Raw genomic sequence first — 23,667 nt, 5'->3', positions numbered from 1 at the left:
CGATCACAGGATCACTCTCCTGAAGCTCATCAGCCGTTTTAAGACAGTCTGGATCATAACATAGCTGAATTAGTATCGCAGCTTGGCTAAAGAATACTTAACGCATCGTCTTTTTGAGTCTGTTGAAAAAGGGGTTTGATTCGTAACCATGCAAGAAGTTACCCTAATAACTGTACCAATTAAACCCTTTAACAATTAGGAGCCTCAAACCCTTGAAATATCCTTGACTTTACAAGCCAGATACAAACACTATAGTCAAAGGTCAAAATCTTCTGGATTTATCCCTTTCGCTCTTAATTGTTCCAGCAATGATGTCATACGACTTCTTTCTTGCTCTAAAGCTTTCTCCGCTTGCTGTTTCAGTTCAATAGCTTGCTCTTTGAGTTCAACGATTTCCAAATAGCTCGCAAAGGGCTTACCATCAGGATAATACAGTACCAATTCCGACTCTACTAACTCAAAGGTAATTCCTAAACGGGGACTAACCCAACCAAGCATCTGGGGGATAGCTTCTAACTTTTCTGATGAACGCAACCAGCCTTTTAGTGTTGTCCGATTGGGATCATAGAGATAGTACTCTTCTACCTCATGGTTCTGGTAAAACTTGAGTTTATCATCTTCTAATTCCTTGATAGTGTTTGTGTGTGAAGCTATTTCAAAAACCACCTGGGGATTAATGTTATCTTCAACCCAAGTTTTGTAAGAACGCCGATGCCCTTTCGGTCTACCGATCACCACCATCACATCGGGTGCTTGGTTAATTTTTGGTTGTCCTTCTACTGGATACCACAACAAATCCCCTGCTACAAACACATTGGGGTCATCTTTAAATTTAAGGTCTAGGCCAGACTTAATGGTAGTAATTAGTTCAAATTGAAGGGTATTGTCCGCCAAAGGTTTGCCGTCACTTTCGGGATAAAAAATGTCATCGGTAGTTGGTTGGATCTGCTGAACCATTGTTAAACTTTTACCTGAGCTGATAATGAAGAATAGGGAGCAGGGAGTAGGGAGTAGGGAGTAGGGAAAATGGAGCAACTCGTTCCAATTTATTGATCATAAACTCAGTGCATCTCCTACCTTTTGGTGGTGCGTTACGGGGCTACTGGCTACGACCTTGAATATCATGGCAATCCCTCCCCTAACGCACCCTACGCACCTGACTTCTGACTTCTAACTTCTGACTTGCGCGTAGCGCTATACTTGATCAGGATCCACACCCATAGCTCGTAAACGAGCAGCCAGTTGCTCAGCTCGTTGTTGAGCTTGAGCGGCTTGTTGTTGAGCTTGGGTAGCTTGTTGTTGAGCTTGGGTAGCTTGTTGTTGAGCTTGGGTAGCTTGTTGTTGAGCTTGGATAGCTTCTTGTTGAGCTTGAGCTGCTTCTTGTTGAGCTTGCACAGCTATCTCTTCAGCAGTAGGTAGCACAATTCCCTCTAAAGTAGCCCAACGTAACCAAGTCGTATCAACATTATTTTTATAAACCCCTTGCCAACGAACTAAGGCTAATTCTAATCTTTCGCTAATTAGTCGTCCTTGTTCATCTTCAGTTAAAGGCTGATAGACGCCATTGTGCAACCTAAATCCCGCAAAATCCTCTGGATTAAAGGGGTCGTACCAAAAATATTCTGGTACTCTGACTTGGTCTTGATAAACTACTTTTTTAGTCGTTTTATCCGTGTTAGCTGTACTGTCAGAAATTAGCTCAATAATCACATCAGGTGCTTTACCTTCTTCCCAAACTACCCAACTGAGTCGTTCGGCTTTGGGAACTCCAAGCACTACAAATACATCCGGACCTCGAAAATCTTGATTCTTAATTTGTTCTGTACTGAAATAAAGAAACATATTACCCCCAAAATAGCCATCTTCCCGCTGGGCTAACCAAGGGTATAACGGGTCAGTCAGCAATTCCATCTGAAGTTTATGTCGTTCCGTTTCCATAGGAATACCGTCATCACAAGGAAGTTCATATTGAGTTGGCGGTACAGGAGGAGTATTAGGCACAACAGCAGAGGTCATAGTTTTAGACATAGTGGTGGTATTACCTACTCAAATTTAACGCCCATCGCTAAGGTATCGTTGAAACTCGCCAAAAAACCCAGCCGTTGGTTCTGTCTTTTTTGAGCAAACTATGGTAAAGCGCTACGCGCAAGGCAAGAGGCAAGAGGCAAGAGGCAAGAGGCAAGAGGCAAGAGGCAAGAGGCAAGAGGCAAGAGGCAAGAGGCAAGAGGCAAGAGGCAAGAGGCAAGAGGCAAAAGTCTACTACAAAAGCAAACCTTTTTGAGCTTTTATAAATGTCAAAGCCATAACGGAGTTGCTATACTAGCTATTCTATTAGTAGTCAATTTTTCTAGGGCAACATCGGAATAGTTATTGATCACTGGGAATCAAAAACGCGATCGCTTTTAGCGGAAGCGAAGCTTCATCGCGTGACTCGCGTAGCGTGACCAAACGCGAACGCGTGGCCTTTTGGCCAAGGTCAATCGCTCAAAAAACTATATAGCGTTAATTTTAATTATTTATACTTATAATTTACCTTAACGTTTCTTCTCCCAACTCCCAACTCCCTTTGCTAAATAACTTGAATATAGTGCTCTCTAGCCTAATCAGGTACACAATATTTTTTCGCTCTTGCCTCTTGCCTCTTGCCTCTTGCCTATTCTCTGTTCCCTGTTCCCTATTCCCTGTTCCCTACTCCCTACTCCCTACTCCCTTCCCTAAACAATCATGACTTCCTTAACCCTTGATCTCCAATCAATTAACCTTACCGACGAGCAATTTTTTCAGCTTTGTAAAGACAACAACGATTTGAAATTTGAACGCAATGCTAATGGAGATTTAATTATTATGTCACCTACTGGCGGCAGCACAGGAAACCGGAATGGTAGATTAAACCAACAGTTGTTTAACTGGAGTGATTCCGATGGAACTGGCATTGCTTTCGATTCTTCCACTGGTTTTAAACTCCCCAATGGAGCAGACCGTTCTCCCGATGCTTCTTGGATACCCTTAGCACGCTGGAATAGTTTAACTCCTCAACAGCAAGAGAAATTTTTGCCCCTATGTCCTGACTTTGTGATTGAATTACGTTCGCCCAGTGATACCTTAATAGCAATTCGCAAAAAGATGGAAGAATACCGAGACAATGGCACTCGTTTAGGTTGGTTAATTAATCGTAAAGACCGACAAGTGGAAATTTATCGACCAAGTATAGATGTTGAAGTTTTAGAGTCTCCCAGTAGTTTATCGGGAGAAGAGGTTTTGCCTGGTTTTGTGCTGTATCTTGACCTAATTTGGTGAAGGTTTATAAGCGATCAGCGGTCAGTTGTCAGCGATCAGCGGTCAGCTATCTTGCTTTAAACCTGTATGGTCTTTTTGTTTCTGTCCAATAAAACTCCGGATCTCTTTTGCCTTTTGCCTTTTGCCTTTTGCCTCTTGCCTTTTTCTGCAATCGATGACTTGACAACCCAGATCCAAAAGCTGATTACTGAAAGCTGATTACTTCCCTATAAACAAGAGACTGAAAAAATTTTTTTTGTTGACAATTATTCACTCTTCTGTTAACGTATCCAGGTAATTACAATTAACTCAATCCTGGAAACGGGAGTCAAACAAAAAAACAAATAGTGGAATAAGCTTATGGCGCTAGTTGTCCAAAAATACGGTGGTACCTCGGTGGGCTCTGTGGAACGCATACAAGCCGTTGCCCAGCGAATTCTCAAAACAGTCCAACAAGACAATTCCGTGGTAGTGGTGGTGTCCGCTATGGGTAAGACTACCGATGGTTTGGTACAACTAGCGAAAGCCATCTCCCCTGATCCCTCTCGTCGGGAAATGGATATGCTGCTATCCACCGGTGAGCAAGTCTCCATTGCTCTATTATCCATGGCCCTACAGGAATTAGAGCAACCAGCTATTTCCCTGACTGGCGCTCAAGTAGGTATTGTAACAGAAGCTAAACACAGTAGCGCTAGGATTCTGCAAATCGAAACCCAGCGGCTGGAGCGGTCTTTAAACGAGGGGAAAGTTGTAGTCGTTGCTGGTTTCCAGGGCATCACCAGCACTGATGAGTTAGAAATCACTACCCTAGGTCGGGGTGGATCTGATACTTCAGCCGTAGCCCTAGCCGCAGCACTGGGGGCATCTCGCTGTGAGATTTATACCGATGTACCGGGGATTTTAACCACTGACCCCCGGATCGTACCGGATGCTCAACTGATGGCGGAAATTACCGCTGATGAAATGCTGGAATTAGCTAGCTTAGGGGCAAAAGTCCTCCATCCCCGTGCGGTAGAAATTGCGCGCAACTATGGCTTAACCTTAGTGGTACTATCCAGCTGGAGCGATGAGCCTGGCACTAGAGTAATTTCCCCAAGCTCTCCCCCCCGTTCCTTAGAGGGGTTAGAAATTGCTCGACCAGTGAATACCGTAGAATATGACACCGACCAGGCAAAAATAGCCCTATTACGAGTGCCCGATTCACCTGGTGTAGCAGCACGGTTGTTTGGTGAAATTGCTGGTCAAGACCTAGATGTGGATTTGATTATCCAGTCCATTCACGAACATAATACTAATGATATTGCCTTTACCGTCAATACCGCTATGATCAATCGAGCGGAAGCAGTAGCCGAAGCCATTGCTCCCGCCCTGCGTCGCCAAACCACCCCCGATACTCAAGAAGCAGAAGTAATGGTCGGTAGGGATATTGCTAAAGTCTCGATCACTGGAGCAGGGATGATTGGACGTCCTGGGGTTGCAGCTCAGATGTTCCAGGCTTTAGCGGATGCTGGTGTCAACATTGAGATGATTTCCACCTCCGAAATCAAAGTCAGCTGTGTGATTGATGCCCTCGAATGCGATCGCGCGATCGCGGCCTTGTGTAACTGTTTCGATATCAACAATACCCCCATTCATCTACCCATTCGAGATCAAGCAGGAGATAGTGACCACTCAATCCCGGTCACCCACCCCCCCGTTCGAGGTGTAGCCCTAGACATCAAGCAAGCCCGTCTAGCCATTCGTGAAATTCCCGATCGTCCAGGCATGGCAGCCAAGATATTTGGAACCTTGGCAGAGCAAAATATTAGTATTGATATGATTATCCAGTCCCAACGCTGTCGAATCATTAATGGAATTGCCACCAGGGATCTTGCCTTCACAGTACCTCAAGGGGAAGCCGAAATGGCTCAGAAAGCCTTACAACAAATCGCACCAGTGATTGGGTGTAGTGAAATTCTTCTGGATGCGGATATTGCCAAAGTCAGTATTGTCGGTGCTGGCATGATTGACCAACCAGGGATCGCAGCACAGATGTTTGCCGCCCTAGCCGAAGAACAAATCAATATTCAAATGATTGCCACTTCAGAAATTAAGATTAGCTGTGTTGTTGCCCAAGACCAAGGAGTGCGAGCATTGCAAGCTATTCATAAAGCCTTTGGTCTTGCTGGAAGCCAAAAAATCCAGGTTCCAGCTTAGGACTCTAGAGAGGGGGAAGTGTGGGAAGATAGGGGAGTGTGGGGAGATAGGGGGATAGGGAGATAGGGAGATAGGGGGATAGGGAGATAGGGGGATAGGGAGATAGGGAGATAGGGGGATAAACCAAAATTTCCTTTCTTGATGCAGTCGCTCATGGGGGGAACCCCCACTCGCGCTTTGCATCAAGACAATGACTAACAATTCGTGATTCGGATATGAGGGGATGTTTCGATAAATAGGCGCGAAAATCCTGACTATTTGCCTAAAATTATCCCCATCTCCCCATCTCCCCATCTCCCCATCTCCCCATCTCCCTATCTCCCCACACTTCCGAAAAACCTTATTTATTATTGGTAGATCCAGGCAAGAACTTTAATATGTCATTAAGAGCATCAGAGGAGTTGTTTCCAGGAGAGTTAACCTTAGGCACACCTGTTCCCGATGGCAGGGAAGGAATAAAGTCAATGGATTGACCTGAGGATCCTGGTAGAGTAGCTAGGGCTACGCGATCGCCTCCCACTTGTCGTAGCACATCCAATACCTGAACGACCTCGTTGTAACTGGCCTCCTTGGAAGCATAAAGAGCCATCAACCCATAAGGATTGGTTTGACGATATGCCTGCAGTTTCTTTTTGAACTGCTCTTGGGTTACTACTGGCTCCTGTTCAACGTAGAGTTGACCAAACTCATTGAGGCTAACCATTAAGATTTCCCGTCCTTGAGCCTTAGCAGTACTTGCCTTAGGCAAATCCACGCTCAGGGCTTGCTGGCGAGATAAGGTAACAGCTGCCAAAATGAAAAAGGTCAGAATACAAAAAATTACATCAATCAGGGGAACAATCTCAACCCGAACCTCTTCCGGCGAGCTATCCATTCGCAGTCTTAGAGGACGGACTGCCATCGGGGAACGAACTGAATCCTTTTTTTTCGTCATAAATTTTTCCTGTGACTAAGAGCTTTCTTCTTGTTGTAACCAATCTTGTCGATAAAGCAATTCCAACTCGCTTCCAGCTTTGCGGAAAACTTTAACTTGGTTAAACCAAAAAGCCTGAAATAGTCGATAGAAAGCCAGACTGATAATCGCCACAATCAAACCGGTAGCTGTGCTAATCAGAGATTCTCCAATTCCCTGAGTCACCCCATCGGTGGAAGCTGTGCCAAGGTCACTAATCCGAATGGAACCCAATGAATTAATCAAGCCCAACACTGTACCGAGTAATCCCAACAGTGGTGCTAGAGCAATCACAGCTTCCAGGAGTTTATCCCCCCGTCGCATAGCAGCTAATTCATCATCCGCAGCCGACTCTAGAGCCAGCCGGAATACTTCTGGGTCAGGATTATTCAGTCGTAAAGGAGCATACAAATATCTACCGATGGGTTGTCGGCGTGACTCAAGGGCAATCTGTCTAGCAACATGCCAGCTACCAGCTGCTGCCTCTAGAACACGATTAACAATTATGCCTTCCCTCAACGCTATAGTTGCCCAAAACCAAATCCGTTCAAAGATTGTACCCATAGTCAGGATCGATAGAGCCAACAGAGGCCACATGGCGATCCCACCTTTTGCAATAAGTTCGACAATATCCACGACTTGCCCTTACTTCCAAATAACTCAGTGGTCTATCAATCTTCTATTGATTTTCAACCACTTGCCAAGAAACTGATCCTATTCTCCACAAGTTAACTGATTAGGTCAGGAAATTTACACTTGGACTTTAGCATATCCGGTACAGAGTGTCTTAGGTAGTGCAGGGAGATGGGGAGATGGGGAGATGGGGAGAAACGGGAGATGGGGAGATGGGGAGATGGGGAGAAACGGGAGATGGGGAGATGGGGAGATGGGGAGATGGGGAGATAGGGAAGAATTTCATTTCCATGGGGCTAAGGTCTGATCACGATAAGCAAATTCGATATTAGGTAAAGCTTCAATTTTTGGTTTCAGTGTGGAATGGGCATCTTGCCCGTTTCAATTGCCTAAATTCTAGTAAAAACTCTAATCAAACGGGTGGTTATCCCCATAGTCGGTTTCTGGAAGAATCTGGCACTATAAATAGTAGCTATAGAGTATTGAGTCCTGTCTTGATGCAGTCGCTCATGGGGGGAACCACGGCAGTCGCTCATGGGGGAAACCCCCAAGACCGCGCTGCCTCCCCAAGACCTCGCTGCATCGCTGTTTGGTACGTCAGAGCCGGAGACTTCCCCAATCCGGTCTATAGGCAAAACCCCTTCTCCGGTTGCTTCTAATCCGGAGAAATCTTAACAAGAGGTGCGACCCAAGGGCGATTTACTCGCCCATTCTTGATGCAGTCGCTCATGGGGGGAACCACGGCAGTCGCTCATGGGGGAAACCCCCAAGACCGCGCTGCCTCCCCAAGACCGCGCTGCATCGCTTGGAAAGCGCACCTATGTGGCCCTTGGGGATAACGAGTTTGGCTGGTCTCGGCTGATTAGCATTTCAAACCAGTCCTATAAACCATTAGTTGGAGGTGTGGCTTTCCTACCCACGCAACTTGGTATGGGATGAGGTATTCAGCCGCAAATTTTGATGAACAATCCAATTCAATCTTTTTACAACTGGTATCGCAACACTATCCGCCATTCTAAGTATCGCTGGTGGATCATCTTGGGAACCCTAGTTTACTTTCTGAGCCCCATTGATATTTCCCCAGACTTTATTCCCATCATTGGGCAAATTGATGATATCGCAGTTATAACCCTGCTGGTTTCGGAGCTGTCTCAGTGGCTAATTGACTTTGCCAAAACCCGCCAAAGCGAAAAGATTGCCAATGACTCTCAAGATCCTAAGGTCAAGACTGTGGATGTAGACTCTATGGGTGTCTAGTCAAGCGTCTTGAGAGGATTTAGGCAGAAGTGATGATGTGAATCTACTTCTGCATTTTTTTGGCATTGCTGAATCTTCGCCCTGAATAGGAGTAGAGTGGGCATTCTGCTCGCCCGGAAATGAAACGGGCAAGATGCCCATTCCACAGCAGGCTCCCCGTTATACCAAGATGCCGGAAAGTTGAAACAGCCAAGATGCCCGTTCTACGGATACGGGCAAGATGCCCGTTCTACGGATACGGGCAAGATGCCCATGCCACGGATACGGGCAAGATGCCCATGCCACCGATACGGGCAAGATGCCCATGCCACCGATACGGGCAAGATGCCCATGCCACCGATACGGGCAAGATGCCCATGCCACCGATACGGGCAAGATGCCCGTTCCACGGATACGGGCAAGATGCCCATGCCACGGATACGGGCAAGATGCCCATGCCACCGATACGGGCAAGATGCCCATGCCACCGATACGGGCAAGATGCCCATTCCACGGACTTTTAGGGCGAACGACGGGACTCGAACCCGCGAGTGGTGGAACCACAATCCACTGCCTTAACCACTTGGCTACGCTCGCCATAATCTTACCGTTGTTGATTATAGCATCTTATTTGTTGGTTTATCAACAATCTCTGAAATTTTGATGGGTTTCTGCTCAGTCCGTCAGTCCTGTGGTTTGCTGACAATTGCTGCAATTGTCTTGCCCTCAAGGACTTCCATCACAGCTTTCGACGTTACCACTATTTTGCAGTTAATCTGGAACTCGAAGGCTTAATAGCCATCGTAATATATAATATATCGTTAAAAAATTCAGATGAAGATTTCACAGGTTGTCACCGCTGTTGGCACAATGGTGCTGGCGGTGGTGGGAGGCTCGATGGTGGTGACCAATCCTGGACAAGCTACCTATGAAGATTATGCGGTTGAGCAACTGAGCAAGTATCTAAAAGAAGAAGTTTGTCCCCAAGCTCCGGAAGCCCTAGACGGTTTCATCCGCCGTCAGTGTACCATACTGGTGGATACAGGACGACCCCAAATTAAGCAAGTTGTTGCCCAGACCACAAAGCGAGAAAATTTTTTGCTCTTTAGTATTTACCGCACTGACCTGGATGTTGGTACGCTGATCCCTTCATACTCCTTTGAAACTGTTGGGATCTGTCAACAATTCTACCTTTACAAGGCTGATGAAAAATCATACTAAGGGTAGTTGTTAGATGGCGAGCACTGGTCTTTTTGTGGGGATGGTTACCTTAGACCTGGTATACCTCAGCAGCAACCTACCAAGCAGCAATGAAAAAATAACTGCCTCTGACTATACGGTAGCGGCTGGGGGACCAGCAACGAATGCAGCAGTAACGTTTAGCTATCTGGGGAATCTAGCTAAAATTCTAGGTGTGGTGGGAATTAATCCGATTACTCAGCTAATTCGCAGCGATTTGACCAGTCATGGCGTAATCATCGCCGACCTTGACCCAGCTAACCCCCAACCGCCACCAGTATCTTCTATCATTGTTACGGAATCCACAGGCGATCGCGCAGTTATTTCGATTAATGCTACTAAAATCCAAGCCAGCAGTACACAAATACCTCAGGATTTAGACTTGATGGTGGATGTGGTGCTCATTGATGGTCATCAGATGCTGGTTAGTAATGCGATCGCAAAATTTGCCAAAACTCATCATATCCCTGTAGTCATGGATGGCGGTAGCTGGAAGCCAGGATTTGAAACAATTTTGCCCTATGTTGATTACGCCATTTGCTCAGCCAATTTCTATCCACCAGGGTGCTCTGACCTTGAAGACGTGATGGCTTATCTCCTAGAGGCTGGGATTCCTCACATTGCCATTACCCAAGGAGAAAAAGCAATTCAGTATCGTAGCTTAGGAGTGTCCGGTGAAGTAACCGTACCCCAGATTCAACCAGTAGATACCTTAGGAGCTGGGGATGTGTTTCACGGTGCCTTCTGTCACTATATTCTACAGAAAGAGTTTACTGATGCCCTAGCCGCAGCAGCAAAGGTAGCTTCCAATTCCTGTCAGTTTTTTGGCACTCGTCGGTGGATGGAAAAAGATATCGAAAATTAGAGCAATAAATGTTTGTCTGCCCACACCAATGGAGAACTAGAAGGGCTTATAGTCCGATGTGTAATTACAAATAGGCACGAAACCTGATGCAAGACTACCAAGCTCCCTGGTACCTAAGAAATGGCTTATTTCAAAGTATTGCTACCACTTACTGGTACGGCACGACCTGGAGTTGGTGGGGGGAAAGAGTACCTTGGCTTTCCCATTTGCCCCTGATTCCTTGGCAGGAACACATATTTACTGGTGCGGATCAGGTACCGTTGCGCGGATTGTGGAGTTGTCCTGACAATGCCAAAGGTACCCTGATTGTTAACTATGCCCTTACAGGGGATGTCGATAGTGGTTGGTATAGTCGTACCCTTGCTCGTAAAGCCTACAGCAATGGTTGGGCAGTGTTAATTTATGATTGGCGCAGCAACGGACGCAGTGCCCAACTATCCCCAGTCCCATCTTCTGACGGTTGGCGAGAAGGGGAAGATCAGTTGCAGCTAGCCATGCAATTAGTAAAGATGGGTTGCCCAGAACCTGTCGGTTTGGTGGGCTTTTCCATGGGAGGACAGTTGGCATTGTGGGGACTTAAGGCAGCAGTTGAAAACAATTGTTCTCTGGTCAGGTTTGGAGCAGTTTTGGGTCCTAATCTGGAATCGAATCGCTCCATAGATTATTTGCTATCTACGCCAATAGGACGCTTGATCGAACAGAGGTTCACTCATAAACTCAGGAAAATATCTCAACAACGGTTAGAAAACTTTCCTGAGGCTGTCAAACCTGGTGTAGTGGAGTGCATTAAATCAATGCGGAGCTTTGACCACTATATGGTGATTGATTACTACGGGTTTGCTAGCGTTAATGAATACTATCAGAAGACTAGTGGACTTTACCTGTTGGACAGCTTAGCTTTGCCCTATTTGATCATCTATGCTGCGGATGACCCGATTTTTGACCCTACTATTATTCCAGAATTGGAAGAGCGCACGAGTAGTAATCCCTATGCCAACTTGATTTTAACTGCCCAAGGGGGTCATGTGGCTCACATTAGTACAGGCAAAGGTGATGTGGATGAATTTTGGGCTTTGAATCGGCTTTTGGAATTTTGTGATGGTCAATTAATTCCTGGCAATCCTGAATCACGTTAAGCTAAACATGACCAGTTGGATTTTTGAGTCGCTATTATCAATTTTATATGGGTACAATTACCAAAGTCGTTGTTTATTCCCTGGGACTTTTCTTTTTCTGTACTACCCCAGTTTTTGCTCAACATACTCAACATAATAGTTCAACTGCCACTAGCCAGCAACAACAGATAGAAACGGTTAATCTACTATCCCTACCAGAGGTATTACCGGAATGGAAAAAAGCCCGGGTTATCTATTTAGGAGAAACTCACAGCAGCCAAAAAGATCATGAGGCGCAGTTAGCGATTATTAAAGCACTAACCCGTGAAAATTCCAAAATTGCGATCGCAATGGAAATGTTCCAGCGCCCAGCTCAAGATATCCTGGATCAATACCTAGCCGGGGAAATCACAGAAGCTGAGTTGGTTAAGCAAAGTGAGTATGAACAACGCTGGGGCTTTCCTTGGGAATATTATGCTCCCCTAGTACGCTTTGCTAAAACTAATCAACTGCCTGTGTTAGCCTTAAATACACCTACTGAGGTCACTCGTAAAGTAGCCCGTAGGGGTTTAGAGAGTTTAACCTCTGCTGAGCAGGAACATATTCCCCCATTATCAGAAATTCGCACAGATAACACTGATTACCGCAACCTGATTCAGGGATTCTACCAACAACATCACCACGCCGGTCATAGCAATAGTCGCAACTTCGACAATTTTTTCGCAGCCCAAGTGTTATGGGATGAAACCATGGCAGAGAAGATTGCTTTGTTTGCCCAAGCTAACCCAGATTATCAAGTAGTAGTGATTGCTGGGCAAGGTCATATTATCTATGACTACGGTATACCCAGTCGGGTTGCTCGACGGTTCAATCATCAGTTGGAACAAATTTCCGTTTTGTTGGGTGCTCAGCCAGAGAAACTGGCAGGAGAAAATGCGATCGCAGATTATTTATGGGAACATCCCTTTTGAAGTTAGAAGTTAGAAGTTAGAAGTTAGAAGTTAGAAGTTAGAAGTTAGAATTTGGAAGTTAGAAGTTAGAAGTTAGAAGTTATAATTTAGAATTATCCATTCAACATTCAACATTCAACATTCAACATTCAACTTGTCTTATTCCCAAGAAACTCTACCAAGGGCTTAAACACACTCACTAATTCTGGACGTGCTGCAACTAGAGTCGGAAACGACCGCTCACCGTAATCTTCGCCCACTTGCAAGGGGAAAATTGCCTGAGAATCTAAGGAGACCCAAACTGCCCCAGCTGCGTGAATAATCACCCAAGCTCCAGCAAAATCCCAAATCTTGGGGGTGGCTTCCACTCCTCCTAAGGTGACACCGTTGGCAGTGGCGAGAAAGTTGTAACTGGCAACCCCTAGCATCCGAATTTTGCAGGGGAAGGGTTGCTTCATTACTGAGGTACTACGGGCGCACAGGTTGAAAAAGTGGTTTTGGCTAGGGGAATCCTGGCTGCTGTGGATGGCACGTCCATTCAGAAAAGCACCGTTTTCTACACCGCTGAGCTCCGATTTCCCCAGCCAAAAACCATGAAAAGATTGCTGGACAGGAGCAAAATGAATATAACCAAACACTGGAGTTCCCTGATACAACAAGCCTAAGGAAACCCCCCACAGGGGAATTCCTCTAGTAAAGTTGGTGGTGCCATCAAGAGGGTCAATAATCCAGCACCATTCAGACTCAGGAAATTGGTGGGATGCTTCTTCGCTCAGTACGCCGTGGCTAGGGAAATGAAATGCGATCGCATCTCTAATTTCTTGATCTGCCCACCTGTCCGCCTGGGTCACTAACGTACCATCGGCTTTTTCGGACCCTTGTACCTGACCAAAGTCCTTAAGGTGCCGATTACCGACACGGTTTGTGGTGTCTTTGGCAAAGTTGAGAATATCTGTCCAAAAATCATTCATATCATGTCCGGTGGTGCGCGGTACCGGACATGATATCATGGTGTCGTTCTCCGGTAAAAACCACCCATCTACCTTAGTTTGTTGAGTTAGTTTGTGGTTTGTTTAACTCTAGACAATCCCCACAGAGCAGGTCAAAGTTGCCGAATATATTAACTATGTACTATTGCTTAAAGGTTCGTTTCCGTTGAACCTTGGCCAATAGGCCACGCTACGGAACTTGGCAACCCTTCAACTTGCCAACCTTCCCTACTCCCTACTCCCTACTCCCTAAAATCCAGATTGATAAATACGATATGAACTTATTCGGTAGTAATCGGCAAGACTTAGCAATACACAAGTGGCAACATCAGTTAGATCAGTTTGTTAAAGCCAATCAAAAAGAATTAGCTGCACTAGCTTGGGGGCTCTTTCTGGAAAAAGGAGAAAGTGATGAGACCCTCGGACTTGACATGAAACCGAAGCCACATTTTGTTTACTGTCCTAGGGCAGCAATAGAGACCCTAAATCGTCAGGTTAATAACCAAATTCAGGAAATTTTGGGAGTGGTGGATGCTCATAAACCTGAGCAGGAAGTTCTAATTATTGGCATTGGTAATGGACAGTTGAAACTGATTCAATTTGAACCTGAACTTTCACCACCAGAATGCTTTGAGCAAGTTGGTAAGGATGTCGATCAATTATTAGAAGAATTAGAGAAGCAGATGAGTGAAACAATAAAGTAGGGATATACAGTAGGGAGATCAATTCCGGTTAATCACTTCAATTTTATTACCCCTACTCCCTACTCCCTACTCCCTACTCCCTAAAATTCTGGATCAAAGCCCCTCAAACTTCTAGCCAAATTTATAGTGTTTTCTAACATTAGAAATAATCTTCCAGGTGCAAGACATTCCAGCTGGGAAAGTTACCAAATCTCCTTTGGCAATTTGAACTGGTTCACCGCCATCTGGCGTTACAACTACTTCACCCTCTAGCAAGTAACAAATTTCCTGTTCATCGTAAGTCCAGGGAAATTCCGAGACTTCCTTTGTCCAAATTGGCCAATCTGAGACACCTAAGTTATCGAGATGGTCTTGGCTAGGACGTTCAATCAGAATTTTATTGATATTGGTTGGTGTAGACATATAGCGTTTGTATTTGAGTTGTGAACAGAATCCTTAGAGGTTGTCTGAGAAGTCTCATTTGCTACATCCAAGCCCCCTAAATCCCCCAATTTTGGGGGACTTTTAGAAGCAAATTGACTCTTGTTCCCCCCAAAGTTGGGGGGCTAGGGGGGCAAAATTCAGTATAAAAAAACTTTTCAGATATCCTCTTAGTAAAAGGCAAGAGGCATGCTAGCAATAGGCAATATTTAATCAAGTATATAGGAATTTGTCATAATCTAAAAAATGCTATTCCTTGTTTACAACTTATTGGTAAATGCTATAATTTTTGCAACTTAACCCTGTTCAGTGGTAAGCATTCATTTTCATGAAAGCTATCAGCTGATAGCTGATAGCTGATAGCTGACCGCTTATAGCTGACCGCTTATAGCTGACCGCTTATAGCTGACATCCTAATCATATAGGGCATCGAGCAAAAACTTGGTAATCTGACTTTCCTCCATAGCTGACAAAAGCTTAGTGTCGGCAATATCTAACTTAGCGCCCGCAGCATGTAAATCATCATCTAAAGCCGTTAGAAAACCTCGAGTAATCGGGTCTTCTCCCACTTGGGCAAACATCACACCCAGTTCTTCCTGAGAATCCATCTTCTTAGTTGCTGCCACTAGTAATTTTACTACAGCCATCCGTGGCTTTGGTTCACTATCCAGGATGACGATAATAATATCACCGTTTTCTTTCGTCTGCTGGCGGGATTTACGGCTAAAGTGATCATCAATTGCCACTTTGAGCGGCTCAACCACATTGATGCTGTCTGAACCATAGGGCTGCTCAAACAGGTCAACTAATGCCTGACTAGTGGTGTTGTCATATTTTTGATAGGGAGTAGATGCAATGTAAATAGTGAGTCCGTCTGGATCGAGTTCCTCACATTTCTTTGCCAAGGCGATAATAGACTCCTGAGCTAGCAACCACTGCTTGTCCAGTCCAGGCTGGGTTCCAAAGGTTTTAGAGGCATTTCTAGCCAGAATTATAGTGTAGTCTCGGTTTTGCAATAGGTCTTGAGACACAGTAATCCTCTGATCTCCATTCGCATCTTATCCTAAGTTTTCCCAGAAATCCTGATCAGATCCAATCAGGAGTTGGGAGAGTCTAGTTGAAAATGTTCTTTTTCTATAGCTAAGTAGTCGGAAACAATTAACGTTAACTGTTAAGACTTGGAAGGAGCTTGGGATCATGGAACAGAAAGGGTTTGAGAAACTTCAAATTTCTTAATAAAGTTTAGGGTTGACAATTTTTTTTTTTTTTGATAGAGTTTTTTGTGTTGTTGATTCGGTAAGTCTCATTGAGCAGAAACATAACTACAGTTAAAACCGTTGAAAAACTATTGATAGGGAGCAGTAAAGCCTTGAAAAACGCTATTTTAAAAGTAAAAGTAATTTTGTAAATATAAGCTCTTCAGACCTTAAGTTTTTTAACTGTGTTAAAAAAACTTATGTCCGAGTACTTAGTTTTATATAGCTAGTGTTGTTGGGCGAAAGTCGGGAAGGAATTTACTTCCAATTAGGATTGAAAGTGAATTTTTTTGGTGCTAGAGTTTTTTTGGTGCTGGATTCGGTGAGTCTCATTGATAAGAAAACCTAACGACAGTTAAAACAGTTAAAAAACTGTTGATAGGAAGCAAGTCAGCGTTAAAAAACGCTATTTACAAAGGAGCTTGAAACTGGCGAAATATGAGATGTTCAGACCTTTATGACAAGTTTTCCAATCTGGTAGAGTTGTTGCGTTATAGAGCCCTAACTCAGCCTGATCAAATCCCTTATACCTTCAATGAAAAAGGGGAAGAAGAAACTGATCGTATCACCTATGAGGTATTAGACCAAGGCTAAAAGGCGATCGCCTGTCAGTTGCCGTCTCTGGGGGTAACGGGAGAACAAGCTTTGCTAGCTAGTATATCCACCAGGTATAGACTTCATTGCTGCCTTCAAAGGGTGCTTGTACGCTGGCGTAATTGCCGTGCCCGCTTATCCACCACCCCGACGCAGTCGCAATCTCTCTAGGTTGTTAGCGATCGGATCAGATGCAGAGGCGTTGTTTGCCCTAACTACCACATCTGTTATGACCGAGTTAACCAGTCGCTTTGCCCAGCATCCAGATCTGGCTCGGCTCCACCTGCTTGCTACCAATAAATGCGATCGCGACCAAGGGTTAGACTGGTCTGAACCAACCCTAGACAGCAGTAACCTGGCCTTTCTCCAGTACACCTCCGGTTCTACCGGGACACCGAAAGGAGTAATGGTAAGTCACGGTAATCTGCTACACAATCAGCGGATGGTTAAGCACGCCTTCGGACATAGCGAACAAACCATTTTTGTTGGTTGGCTGCCTCTATTCCATGATATGGGGCTAATTGGCAACGTGCTTCAGCCCTTATATTTGGGGATCCCCTGTATTCTGCTCTCACCCCTGGCATTTCTGCAGACGCCTATCCGTTGGTTAAAAGCGATTTCCCGATACAAAGCTACCACTAGTGGTGGCCCTAATTTTGCTTACGATCTGTGCATTCGCAAGGTTAAACCAGAACAGTTGGCTACTCTAGATCTGAGCAGCTGGGATGTGGCTTTTACAGGAGCGGAACCAGTCCGTGCCGAGACCCTAGAGCAGTTTGCTGCTAAATTTGGCCCCTGTGGCTTCCGCAAAGAGGCGTTTTACCCCTGCTATGGTATGGCAGAAGCCACTTTATTTGTGTCTGGGGGGTTGAAAACACAGCCACCCATTATTTGTTCAGGGTCGGGGAAAGCACTAGAGCAAAACCAAGTAATACCGGTCTGTAGCGAGGTGACAGGTGTCCGTAAGGTTGTAGGTTGTGGCCAGTCATGGTTAGAGCAAAAAATCGCGATTGTTGACCCTGAATCCTTAAGATTGTGTCCTGCTAATCAAGTAGGAGAAATTTGGGTATCAGGTGCCAGTGTAGCTGGTGGCTATTGGCGGAGACCAAAGGAAACAAAGCAGACCTTTCATGGTTACATAGGAGATACAGGACACGGTCCCTTTATGCGGACTGGAGACCTAGGATTTGTAAACAATGGAGAACTATTTGTTACAGGTCGCCTCAAGGATATTATTATCATTTGCGGTCGCAATCATTATCCCCAAGATATTGAACTGACTGTAGAGCAGAGTCATCAGGGGCTCAGACCTAGTGCTGGAGCAGCTTTTACAGTGGAGTTGGGAAATGAGGAGCGACTGGTAGTTGTCCAGGAGGTAGAGCGCAGTTACTGGCAAAAGCTAGATGTGGATGAGGTAGTGGAAAATATCTGCCAAGCAGTGGCATCTGAGCATCAACTTCAGGTTTATGATGTGGCACTGATCAAACCTGGGAGTATTCCCAAAACTTCCAGTGGTAAAATTCAGCGCTATAACTGCCGTGTTGGGTTTCTAACTGGAAGTTTAAATGGTGTGGCAGGGAAAGTCTTCAGGAAAAGCCAAATTTCACCAGTTGGAAACTGATATCAACTCGCTGTGAATAAAAACGCAGTAAGTAGGAGTTTAAAAAAATTGAATCAGTTAGATAAAACTAAAATAGTTGAGCCGTTTACAGGTTCATATAAGCCAAATAATATAACGATAACAAACAAAAACCTCCAAAAACTGCAACGACGCTTTGCCTTTGCTAATGTTTTAATTCCTTTTCTGGGTTTACTTGTTGCCATCGGACTAGCTTGGCAAGCAGGTATTAGTTTTGTGGCAGTAGTATTGTTGGTGATTATGTATGCCTTGACCATGTTCGGTGTGGAAGTAGGTCTTCACCGCTACTTTTCCCACGGAGCCTTTAAAACTAATACTGCTATCCGAGTTACTCTTGCTATCCTTGGCTCTATGGCAGCTCAAGGACCGGTTAACTACTGGGTATGTCACCATCGCTGCCATCACCAATACAGCGATCAGCCAGGAGATCCTCATTCCCCCAACCTTGACAAAGGAAAAAAGTTTGGTTGGCTTCGGGGACTATGGCATGCCCATGTGGGTTGGCTATTCGAGAGTGAGTTTAGAAATCCTTTAATCTATGCCAAAGATTTGCTTCGAGACCCTCTGATTGCCAGGATCAATCAGTTATACCTGATCTGGGTAATGCTGGGTCTAATCATTCCCACTGTGCTAGGTGGATTAATTACCTGGAGTTGGATGGGCGCACTGCAAGGCTTTCTATGGGGAGGGTTGATTCGGATATTGTTGGTTCATCATGTTATTTGGGGAATCAACTCAATCGCCCATGTCTATGGAAGTCGTCCCTTTGATACAAGCGATCGCAGTGCTAATAACATCTGGCTAATGCTTCCGAGCATAGGAATCTCGTTGCACAATAACCATCATGCCTTTCCTTCCTCAGCTATCTATGGACTGGAATGGTGGCAAATAGACTTAGGTAGCTGGGTTCTGCGCCTTATGGAAAAGTTTGGTTTGGTGTGGAATATCAAGAGGCCAACAGTTGAGATGGTCTTGGCTAAAAAGATCAAGCATGATAGCTAACAATTATCCTTTTTTATTTGATATTTTTCTTTGATATACTAACTAGGACAGAGCAGATCAATGTCAATACAGTCCAATAGCAGCACTGACGTCGCTTCTACTAGACATTCAGGCCATAAACCGCGAATAACCATAGACAATGAACACCTGCAAAAACGGCAATGGAACTTTGCTTTTGCCACTATTGTAGTTCCTTTTGTTGGTTCCTCAGTGGCGCTGGGACTTTGTTGGCAATGGGGCATCGGAGCTGTTGAGGTAGGTCTTCTGGTTGTGATGTACATATTGACGATTACCGGAGTAACTGTCGGTTTTCACAGATACTTTTCCCACAAAGCCTTCGAGACAAAACCACCAATCAGGATTATCCTTGCGATCCTTGGCTCTATGGCAGCTCAGGGCTCCGTGATCAATTGGGTAGCTACTCACCGACGTCATCATCAATATAGTGACCAGCCTGGGGATCCTCATTCACCTCACTTCCACGAAGAGAAAAGCTTGAGTAAACTTCATGGACTATGGCATTCCCATTTAGGGTGGATGATGAACAGTAAATTGACCAATTATGGTCTATTTGCTAAGGATATCTTACGAGAGCCTATCCTGCTCAAAATCAATCAACAGTATCTCACTTGGGTTATTCTCGGTCTAGCGATTCCGGCTGCATTAGGAGGAGTTTTGACCTGGACTTGGTTGGGAGTATTCAAAGGGTTTTTGTGGGGAGGACTCCTGCGTCTTTTCCTAGTACATCACGCTTATTGGTACATTGGCTCTAGTTGTCATACAATTGGCAGTCGGCCCTTTGATACTAGAGATAAAAGTGGAAACCAGATCTGGGCTGCTATACCTACTTTTGGAGAAGCATGGCATAACAACCATCATGCTTTTCCTAACTCAGCTAGGTTCGGTCTGCAATGGTGGCAAATTGACTTTGGTTCTTGGATAATTCGCTGTCTTCAATTAGTTGGTTTAGCTTGGAATGTTAAGGTGCCAACCCCAGAAATGGTAGAGGGTAAAAAAACTACATAATAAGTATTTAAGTATTGTGGATTATATTATTTTTGTCTATAAAAAACAATAAAAATTAAAAATAACGAGGTTTTTAATCATGAAAATTGAAACTGATCATATGCCTTTAGTTTCTGAGATTAATCAGGAAAATTTTGAAGATGAACCCAAGACTCAGTCAACGGTATCAGAAATTCAGGACTGGTTAGTATCCTATCTAGCGGAACTACTGGAAATAGCTCCAAATAAGGTCGATGTGAAGAAACCTTTTGAGCGGTATGGTTTGGATTCGAGTACAGCAATAGCTCTGACAGGAGAACTCGAACAGTGGCTAGGATATGAGATTGAGCCAACGCTATTATTCGATTACCCCACCATAGAAGCAGTGGCGCAGCATTTAGCTAATCAATAAAGCTAAGAGGTGAAGGATATATAAGTGCGATGATGGAAAATAAACGTTGTCTAATTGTAGGGGCTGGTCTATCGGGCTTAGTGACAGCAAAGGAGCTATTAGATGTCGGCATTGAAGACGTGACCATTCTTGAGCAAGAGGAAGATTTAGGAGGCGTTTGGCGAAAATACTGCTGGTCTACTGCAACTCTTACCTCTTCCAAGTGGATTACGGAGTTTGGATCTTATCCGATGCCAGATGATTACCCAGACTTTCCCACCCCAGAGCAAATGATGGAATATCTTCGTTCATTTGCCAACAAATTTGGACTGGAGGAGCGTGTCCGTTGCGGGATTACTGTGCGCGCGATTGAGAGGAAAGCTGACGGAAAGTATGATGTAGTTACTAATGACAGCACATACAGGGACTATGACTTTGTTGTCCTCTGCACCGGATTGCACGGGGAACCAAATATGCCTGCCTTGCCAGGGTTAGACCTCTTCCGGGGCAAGGTTCTCCACGGGAGCAAATATAAGACACCAGAAGCATTTCAGGGCAAACGGGTGCTATGCACTGGCCTTGGTGAGAGTGGTATTGGTATTAACTCAGAGATTAGCAGCGTAGCAGCAAGAACTGTTGTGTCCGCAACTTCTTATACACCCTTTCCTCGTATTTACCCTTTCACCTGTAATCCTATTGATCAGATGATGTATTGGCCAATCGGTCAGTACATGGGTTGTTACCAAGAAATACTTACCTTTGGGATGAGCTGGTACACTCGGTTACCCAAGATTTTCAAGCCAGCATACGCACGCTTCCATCGGTCATTACGATGGTCCCCTAAAGAGTGGTTGCCAGAAGCAATGCTTCCATATCGGTGGCACGGCAAACACTGGACAAAACCTGGTCTGCGGTTTGGTAAAATCAGCGGCAACCTGACTCGACCTGAGGCACCGACAGATGATATCTTGTTTTTGGTTCACAGCAAAAAGATTGTACCAAAGGGAAGGGTAGTTCGCTTTGACGAGACCAGTGCCTACTTTGAGGATGGCAGTCGAGAGGAAGTTGATGCTTTGGTGGTAAACACCGGCTATAAACCGACTGTGTTGTCTATTAAGTTACCAAACGACTGGAAGTACCGACACCTAGACCTCTACAAGGGTTGTTTCCACCCGGAGATGCCTAACCTGGCTTTCGTTGGTTTAGTCAGACCAACCATTGGCTCAATACCTGCTATGGCAGAGATGCAAGCCCGCCTTGTTGCCCAGGTTTTTGCTAATAAAGTCAAGCTACCAGAACCACAGAAGCTGGAGAAGCTGATCACAAAAGAAGCAAGCCAACACACCCGTGAGTGTCCGACTATGCAAGAGCGCCTTCCCCACGTCTATTTCTTCGATCGCTGGATGGAGGAGATGGCTGAGTTAATTGGCTGTAGACCGAGAATTGGCAATCATCTAAGTTCTTGGAAACAACTACAAGCTTACATATTGGGTGCGCCGATACCTCTGCGCTTTCGCCTGCGCGGATCGGGTGCGATCGCTAATGGCTACGATCGTTACGCGGCAAGGGTAGCAAAAATCTATGGCAACCACTTTGGTGCTGAATTGAGGAATCTCATCTTCTTTGACTTCTTTTACCCAAACGTCCTCGCACTGTCGCTTGCAGCAGTCCTGCTCTGGGTAGTGAAGTTATCAGCAGGTGCTAGCCTTGGTATCGCTATCCTGTTTTGGGTTTTGTATATGAAGGTGGATCTGTTTCGATATGTAGTTTGGTTTCCTGTTTTGTTGAGGATACAAGCTATTCTCGACTCGACTTCTATTACAGCTGGGTTGAGATCAAATCTGCCTCCGTATGAGATACCGAACTACAAAGAGCCGAAAATACTTCAGACTGAGGCTACTGTTGTGGACTAAAAAGTAAAATAAACACATTACCAGTATTGATTTCTAAAGATAACTTTTCTATGATGGATTTTGTTGACCAGATTTTGCCCCTTACCCGGTTGCTGAAAAAATCAGGAAGGATAAACATCCCCTGATGCTACTAGATACCAACAACCAATTAATTGGTTGTTGAAGTAATTGTTAATAAATAATATTGAGAAATTTATCAAGTGTTTGCTGTTATTATTATTTGGGATTATCCTCGTTTTTGTTAGCTCAATTAAAAAACGTTGAATATTTGTATTTACTAGTTTGGTAACCGGTGATTTAAGTATTTTCAATCATTGAGTAAGTATTGATGATTTCAGACTCAACACATATAGCAATTGTTGGCATTGGTTGCCGTTTTCCTCTGGTTAAAACACCACAAGAGTTTTGGCAACTTCTGCATGATGGGATAGATGGGGTCACTCAAGTACCTAAAGACCGATGGGATATTGATGCGTTTTATGAACCCAAACCAGCTACCCCAGGAAAAATGAATACCCGTTGTGCTGGTTTATTAGAACAAATAGATGGATTTGAACCCAACTTTTTTAGTGTTTCCCCCCGGGAAGCTAAGCAGATGGATCCTCAGCAAAGACTGATTCTGGAAGTGGCTTGGGAAGCCTTGGAAAGTGCTGGAATAGCGCCAGAACGATTAGCTGGTAGTCAGACCGGGGTCTTTGTTGGTGTTACCAACTACGAATACTATATGCTTGTTTCCAGAGATATTCCTGGCTTAGATGCATACAGTGGAACTGGAACAAGCCCATCGATTATTCCTGGTCGCTTATCCTATGTGTTGAATCTGCGCGGACCAAGTCTGGCTGTGGATACCGCTTGCTCATCATCTTTAGTAGCACTTCACTATGCTTGCCAAAGTTTGAAAACAGGCGAATCTGATCTGTGCCTGGTTGGAGGGGTGAACCTAATTCTTTCTCCAGAGTTTACAATTATCTGCTCCCAGGCTCAGATGATGGCAGCAGATGGGCGTTGCAAAACGTTTGATCAAGCTGCAGATGGTTATGTTAGGGGAGAGGGATGTGGCGTTGTTGTCCTGAAACGGCTGGTGGATGCAATCCGGGATGGGGATAATATTCGGGCAATTATTAGAGGTTCAGCGGTTAACCAAGATGGTCTGAGTAATGGATTGACAGCTCCCAATGGTCCTTCTCAACAAGCAGTGATCCGGCAAGCCTTAGCCAATGCTGGGGTTAAACCAGCACAGATTAGTTATGTAGAAACCCACGGTACGGGAACCCCTTTGGGAGACCCCATTG

Annotated in this window: 28 protein-coding genes, 1 tRNA gene and 1 pseudogene; 19 read left to right on the top strand and 11 right to left on the bottom strand. The window is 44.9% G+C overall.

Going from position 1 to position 23,667, the window contains the following annotated elements:
• Positions 1-255: 255 nt before the first annotated feature.
• The 3 genes from F6J99_RS10170 to F6J99_RS10160 all read right to left on the bottom strand — a co-directional run bounded on the left by F6J99_RS10170 (position 256) and on the right by F6J99_RS10160 (position 2,245).
• Positions 256-957 carry a Uma2 family endonuclease gene (locus tag F6J99_RS10170; RefSeq protein WP_293112842.1) on the bottom strand — a complete coding sequence of 234 codons (702 nt, stop codon included), beginning with the start codon at positions 955-957 and terminating at the stop codon, positions 256-258.
• A 237-nt stretch (positions 958-1,194) separates the two neighbouring features.
• Positions 1,195-2,028 carry a Uma2 family endonuclease gene (locus F6J99_RS10165; RefSeq protein ID WP_293112822.1) on the bottom strand — a complete coding sequence of 278 codons (834 nt, stop codon included), beginning with the start codon at positions 2,026-2,028 and terminating at the stop codon, positions 1,195-1,197.
• Positions 2,029-2,065: 37 nt separating this feature from the next.
• Positions 2,066-2,245 (bottom strand): hypothetical protein, encoded by a 180-nt coding sequence (locus F6J99_RS10160; protein WP_293112821.1) that lies wholly within the window; start codon positions 2,243-2,245, stop codon positions 2,066-2,068.
• Positions 2,246-2,587: 342 nt separating this feature from the next.
• On the opposite strand from F6J99_RS10160, the gene F6J99_RS10155 reads away from it, so the two are divergent.
• The 4 genes from F6J99_RS10155 to F6J99_RS10140 all read left to right on the top strand — a co-directional run bounded on the left by F6J99_RS10155 (position 2,588) and on the right by F6J99_RS10140 (position 5,472).
• Entirely contained in the window at positions 2,588-2,728 is a 141-nt protein-coding gene (locus F6J99_RS10155) for a hypothetical protein (RefSeq protein WP_293112820.1), read from the top strand.
• Positions 2,725-3,297 (top strand): Uma2 family endonuclease, encoded by a 573-nt coding sequence (locus tag F6J99_RS10150; protein WP_293112819.1) that lies wholly within the window; start codon positions 2,725-2,727, stop codon positions 3,295-3,297. The genes F6J99_RS10155 and F6J99_RS10150 overlap by 4 nt, the downstream gene beginning before the upstream one ends.
• Before the next feature lie 66 nt (positions 3,298-3,363).
• On the top strand, positions 3,364-3,495 hold the full coding sequence (locus F6J99_RS10145) for a hypothetical protein (protein WP_293112818.1): 132 nt from the start codon (positions 3,364-3,366) through the stop codon (positions 3,493-3,495).
• 141 nt (positions 3,496-3,636) lie between these two features.
• Positions 3,637-5,472: an aspartate kinase gene (locus F6J99_RS10140; RefSeq protein WP_293112817.1), complete on the top strand. Its 1,836-nt coding sequence runs from the start codon at positions 3,637-3,639 to the stop codon at positions 5,470-5,472.
• Here the strand turns inward: F6J99_RS10140 and F6J99_RS10135 are convergent.
• From F6J99_RS10135 to F6J99_RS10125, 3 genes and pseudogenes are all read right to left on the bottom strand, one after another.
• Positions 5,469-5,642, bottom strand: a complete 174-nt coding sequence (locus tag F6J99_RS10135; RefSeq protein WP_293112816.1) for a hypothetical protein — start codon at positions 5,640-5,642, stop codon at positions 5,469-5,471. The two genes, F6J99_RS10140 and F6J99_RS10135, sit on opposite strands and share 4 nt — an antisense overlap.
• Positions 5,643-5,812: 170 nt before the next feature.
• Entirely contained in the window at positions 5,813-6,406 is a 594-nt protein-coding gene (locus F6J99_RS10130; RefSeq protein ID WP_070391428.1) for a biopolymer transporter ExbD, read from the bottom strand.
• Between the two features lie 45 nt (positions 6,407-6,451).
• A pseudogene (locus F6J99_RS10125) lies at positions 6,452-7,060 on the bottom strand (MotA/TolQ/ExbB proton channel family protein); the annotation flags it as partial.
• 176 nt (positions 7,061-7,236) lie between these two features.
• Between F6J99_RS10125 and F6J99_RS10120 the strand changes: the two are divergent.
• From F6J99_RS10120 to F6J99_RS10110, 3 genes are all read left to right on the top strand, one after another.
• Positions 7,237-7,389, top strand: a complete 153-nt coding sequence (locus F6J99_RS10120) for a hypothetical protein (protein WP_293112815.1) — start codon at positions 7,237-7,239, stop codon at positions 7,387-7,389.
• Positions 7,390-7,566: 177 nt separating this feature from the next.
• A complete protein-coding gene (locus F6J99_RS10115; RefSeq protein WP_293112814.1) occupies positions 7,567-7,716 on the top strand; it encodes a hypothetical protein in 150 nt (49 codons plus the stop codon).
• 301 nt (positions 7,717-8,017) lie between these two features.
• Positions 8,018-8,314 (top strand): YkvA family protein, encoded by a 297-nt coding sequence (locus tag F6J99_RS10110; protein WP_293112813.1) that lies wholly within the window; start codon positions 8,018-8,020, stop codon positions 8,312-8,314.
• Between the two features lie 203 nt (positions 8,315-8,517).
• On the opposite strand, the gene F6J99_RS10105 is transcribed toward F6J99_RS10110, so the two are convergent.
• Positions 8,518-8,802, bottom strand: a complete 285-nt coding sequence (locus F6J99_RS10105; RefSeq protein WP_293112812.1) for a hypothetical protein — start codon at positions 8,800-8,802, stop codon at positions 8,518-8,520.
• A gap of 15 nt (positions 8,803-8,817) precedes the next feature.
• Positions 8,818-8,890 (bottom strand) — tRNA-His (locus tag F6J99_RS10100).
• Between the two features lie 237 nt (positions 8,891-9,127).
• Between F6J99_RS10100 and F6J99_RS10095 the strand changes: the two genes are divergently transcribed.
• From F6J99_RS10095 to F6J99_RS10080, 4 genes are all read left to right on the top strand, one after another.
• Positions 9,128-9,514, top strand: a complete 387-nt coding sequence (locus F6J99_RS10095) for a DUF4359 domain-containing protein (protein WP_070391431.1) — start codon at positions 9,128-9,130, stop codon at positions 9,512-9,514.
• Between the two features lie 13 nt (positions 9,515-9,527).
• Positions 9,528-10,397 carry a sugar kinase gene (locus tag F6J99_RS10090; RefSeq protein WP_293112811.1) on the top strand — a complete coding sequence of 290 codons (870 nt, stop codon included), beginning with the start codon at positions 9,528-9,530 and terminating at the stop codon, positions 10,395-10,397.
• A gap of 86 nt (positions 10,398-10,483) precedes the next feature.
• A complete protein-coding gene (locus F6J99_RS10085) occupies positions 10,484-11,533 on the top strand; it encodes an alpha/beta fold hydrolase (protein ID WP_293112810.1) in 1,050 nt (349 codons plus the stop codon).
• A gap of 47 nt (positions 11,534-11,580) precedes the next feature.
• Positions 11,581-12,483: a ChaN family lipoprotein gene (locus F6J99_RS10080; protein ID WP_293112809.1), complete on the top strand. Its 903-nt coding sequence runs from the start codon at positions 11,581-11,583 to the stop codon at positions 12,481-12,483.
• A 128-nt stretch (positions 12,484-12,611) separates the two neighbouring features.
• Here the strand turns inward: F6J99_RS10080 and F6J99_RS10075 are convergent, their stop codons facing one another.
• Positions 12,612-13,472 carry an inositol monophosphatase family protein gene (locus F6J99_RS10075; protein WP_365973026.1) on the bottom strand — a complete coding sequence of 287 codons (861 nt, stop codon included), beginning with the start codon at positions 13,470-13,472 and terminating at the stop codon, positions 12,612-12,614.
• Positions 13,473-13,726: 254 nt separating this feature from the next.
• On the opposite strand from F6J99_RS10075, the gene F6J99_RS10070 reads away from it, so the two are divergent.
• Positions 13,727-14,155: a hypothetical protein gene (locus F6J99_RS10070; protein WP_293112840.1), complete on the top strand. Its 429-nt coding sequence runs from the start codon at positions 13,727-13,729 to the stop codon at positions 14,153-14,155.
• Between the two features lie 111 nt (positions 14,156-14,266).
• Here F6J99_RS10070 and F6J99_RS10065 read toward each other — a convergent pair whose 3' ends face one another.
• Positions 14,267-14,557: a cupin domain-containing protein gene (locus F6J99_RS10065; RefSeq protein WP_293112808.1), complete on the bottom strand. Its 291-nt coding sequence runs from the start codon at positions 14,555-14,557 to the stop codon at positions 14,267-14,269.
• A gap of 431 nt (positions 14,558-14,988) precedes the next feature.
• Positions 14,989-15,606 carry a hypothetical protein gene (locus F6J99_RS10060; protein ID WP_293112807.1) on the bottom strand — a complete coding sequence of 206 codons (618 nt, stop codon included), beginning with the start codon at positions 15,604-15,606 and terminating at the stop codon, positions 14,989-14,991.
• A 663-nt stretch (positions 15,607-16,269) separates the two neighbouring features.
• Between F6J99_RS10060 and F6J99_RS45530 the strand changes: the two genes are divergently transcribed.
• From F6J99_RS45530 to F6J99_RS10030, 7 genes are all read left to right on the top strand, one after another.
• Positions 16,270-16,425: a hypothetical protein gene (locus tag F6J99_RS45530; protein ID WP_365973023.1), complete on the top strand. Its 156-nt coding sequence runs from the start codon at positions 16,270-16,272 to the stop codon at positions 16,423-16,425.
• 106 nt (positions 16,426-16,531) lie between these two features.
• Positions 16,532-18,046 carry a fatty acyl-AMP ligase gene (locus F6J99_RS10055; protein WP_365973021.1) on the top strand — a complete coding sequence of 505 codons (1,515 nt, stop codon included), beginning with the start codon at positions 16,532-16,534 and terminating at the stop codon, positions 18,044-18,046.
• 48 nt (positions 18,047-18,094) lie between these two features.
• Positions 18,095-19,066: an acyl-CoA desaturase gene (locus F6J99_RS10050; RefSeq protein ID WP_293112806.1), complete on the top strand. Its 972-nt coding sequence runs from the start codon at positions 18,095-18,097 to the stop codon at positions 19,064-19,066.
• Positions 19,067-19,126: 60 nt separating this feature from the next.
• Positions 19,127-20,092 (top strand): acyl-CoA desaturase, encoded by a 966-nt coding sequence (locus F6J99_RS10045; RefSeq protein ID WP_293112805.1) that lies wholly within the window; start codon positions 19,127-19,129, stop codon positions 20,090-20,092.
• A 79-nt stretch (positions 20,093-20,171) separates the two neighbouring features.
• Positions 20,172-20,483, top strand: a complete 312-nt coding sequence (locus F6J99_RS10040; RefSeq protein ID WP_293112804.1) for an acyl carrier protein — start codon at positions 20,172-20,174, stop codon at positions 20,481-20,483.
• Between the two features lie 29 nt (positions 20,484-20,512).
• The gene (locus F6J99_RS10035) at positions 20,513-22,375 is read left to right on the top strand and encodes an NAD(P)-binding domain-containing protein (protein ID WP_293112803.1); all 1,863 of its coding nucleotides are present in this window, start codon (positions 20,513-20,515) and stop codon (positions 22,373-22,375) included.
• A 328-nt stretch (positions 22,376-22,703) separates the two neighbouring features.
• On the top strand, positions 22,704-23,667 hold a 964-nt coding region (locus F6J99_RS10030), incomplete at its 3' end, for a polyketide synthase (RefSeq protein WP_293112802.1).

It is taken from the genome of Moorena sp. SIO4G3, from assembly GCF_010692305.1.
GTDB classification, from domain to species: Bacteria; Cyanobacteriota; Cyanobacteriia; order Cyanobacteriales; family Coleofasciculaceae; genus Moorena; species Moorena producens_A.
This window is presented reverse-complemented; position numbering and strand designations above follow the sequence as displayed.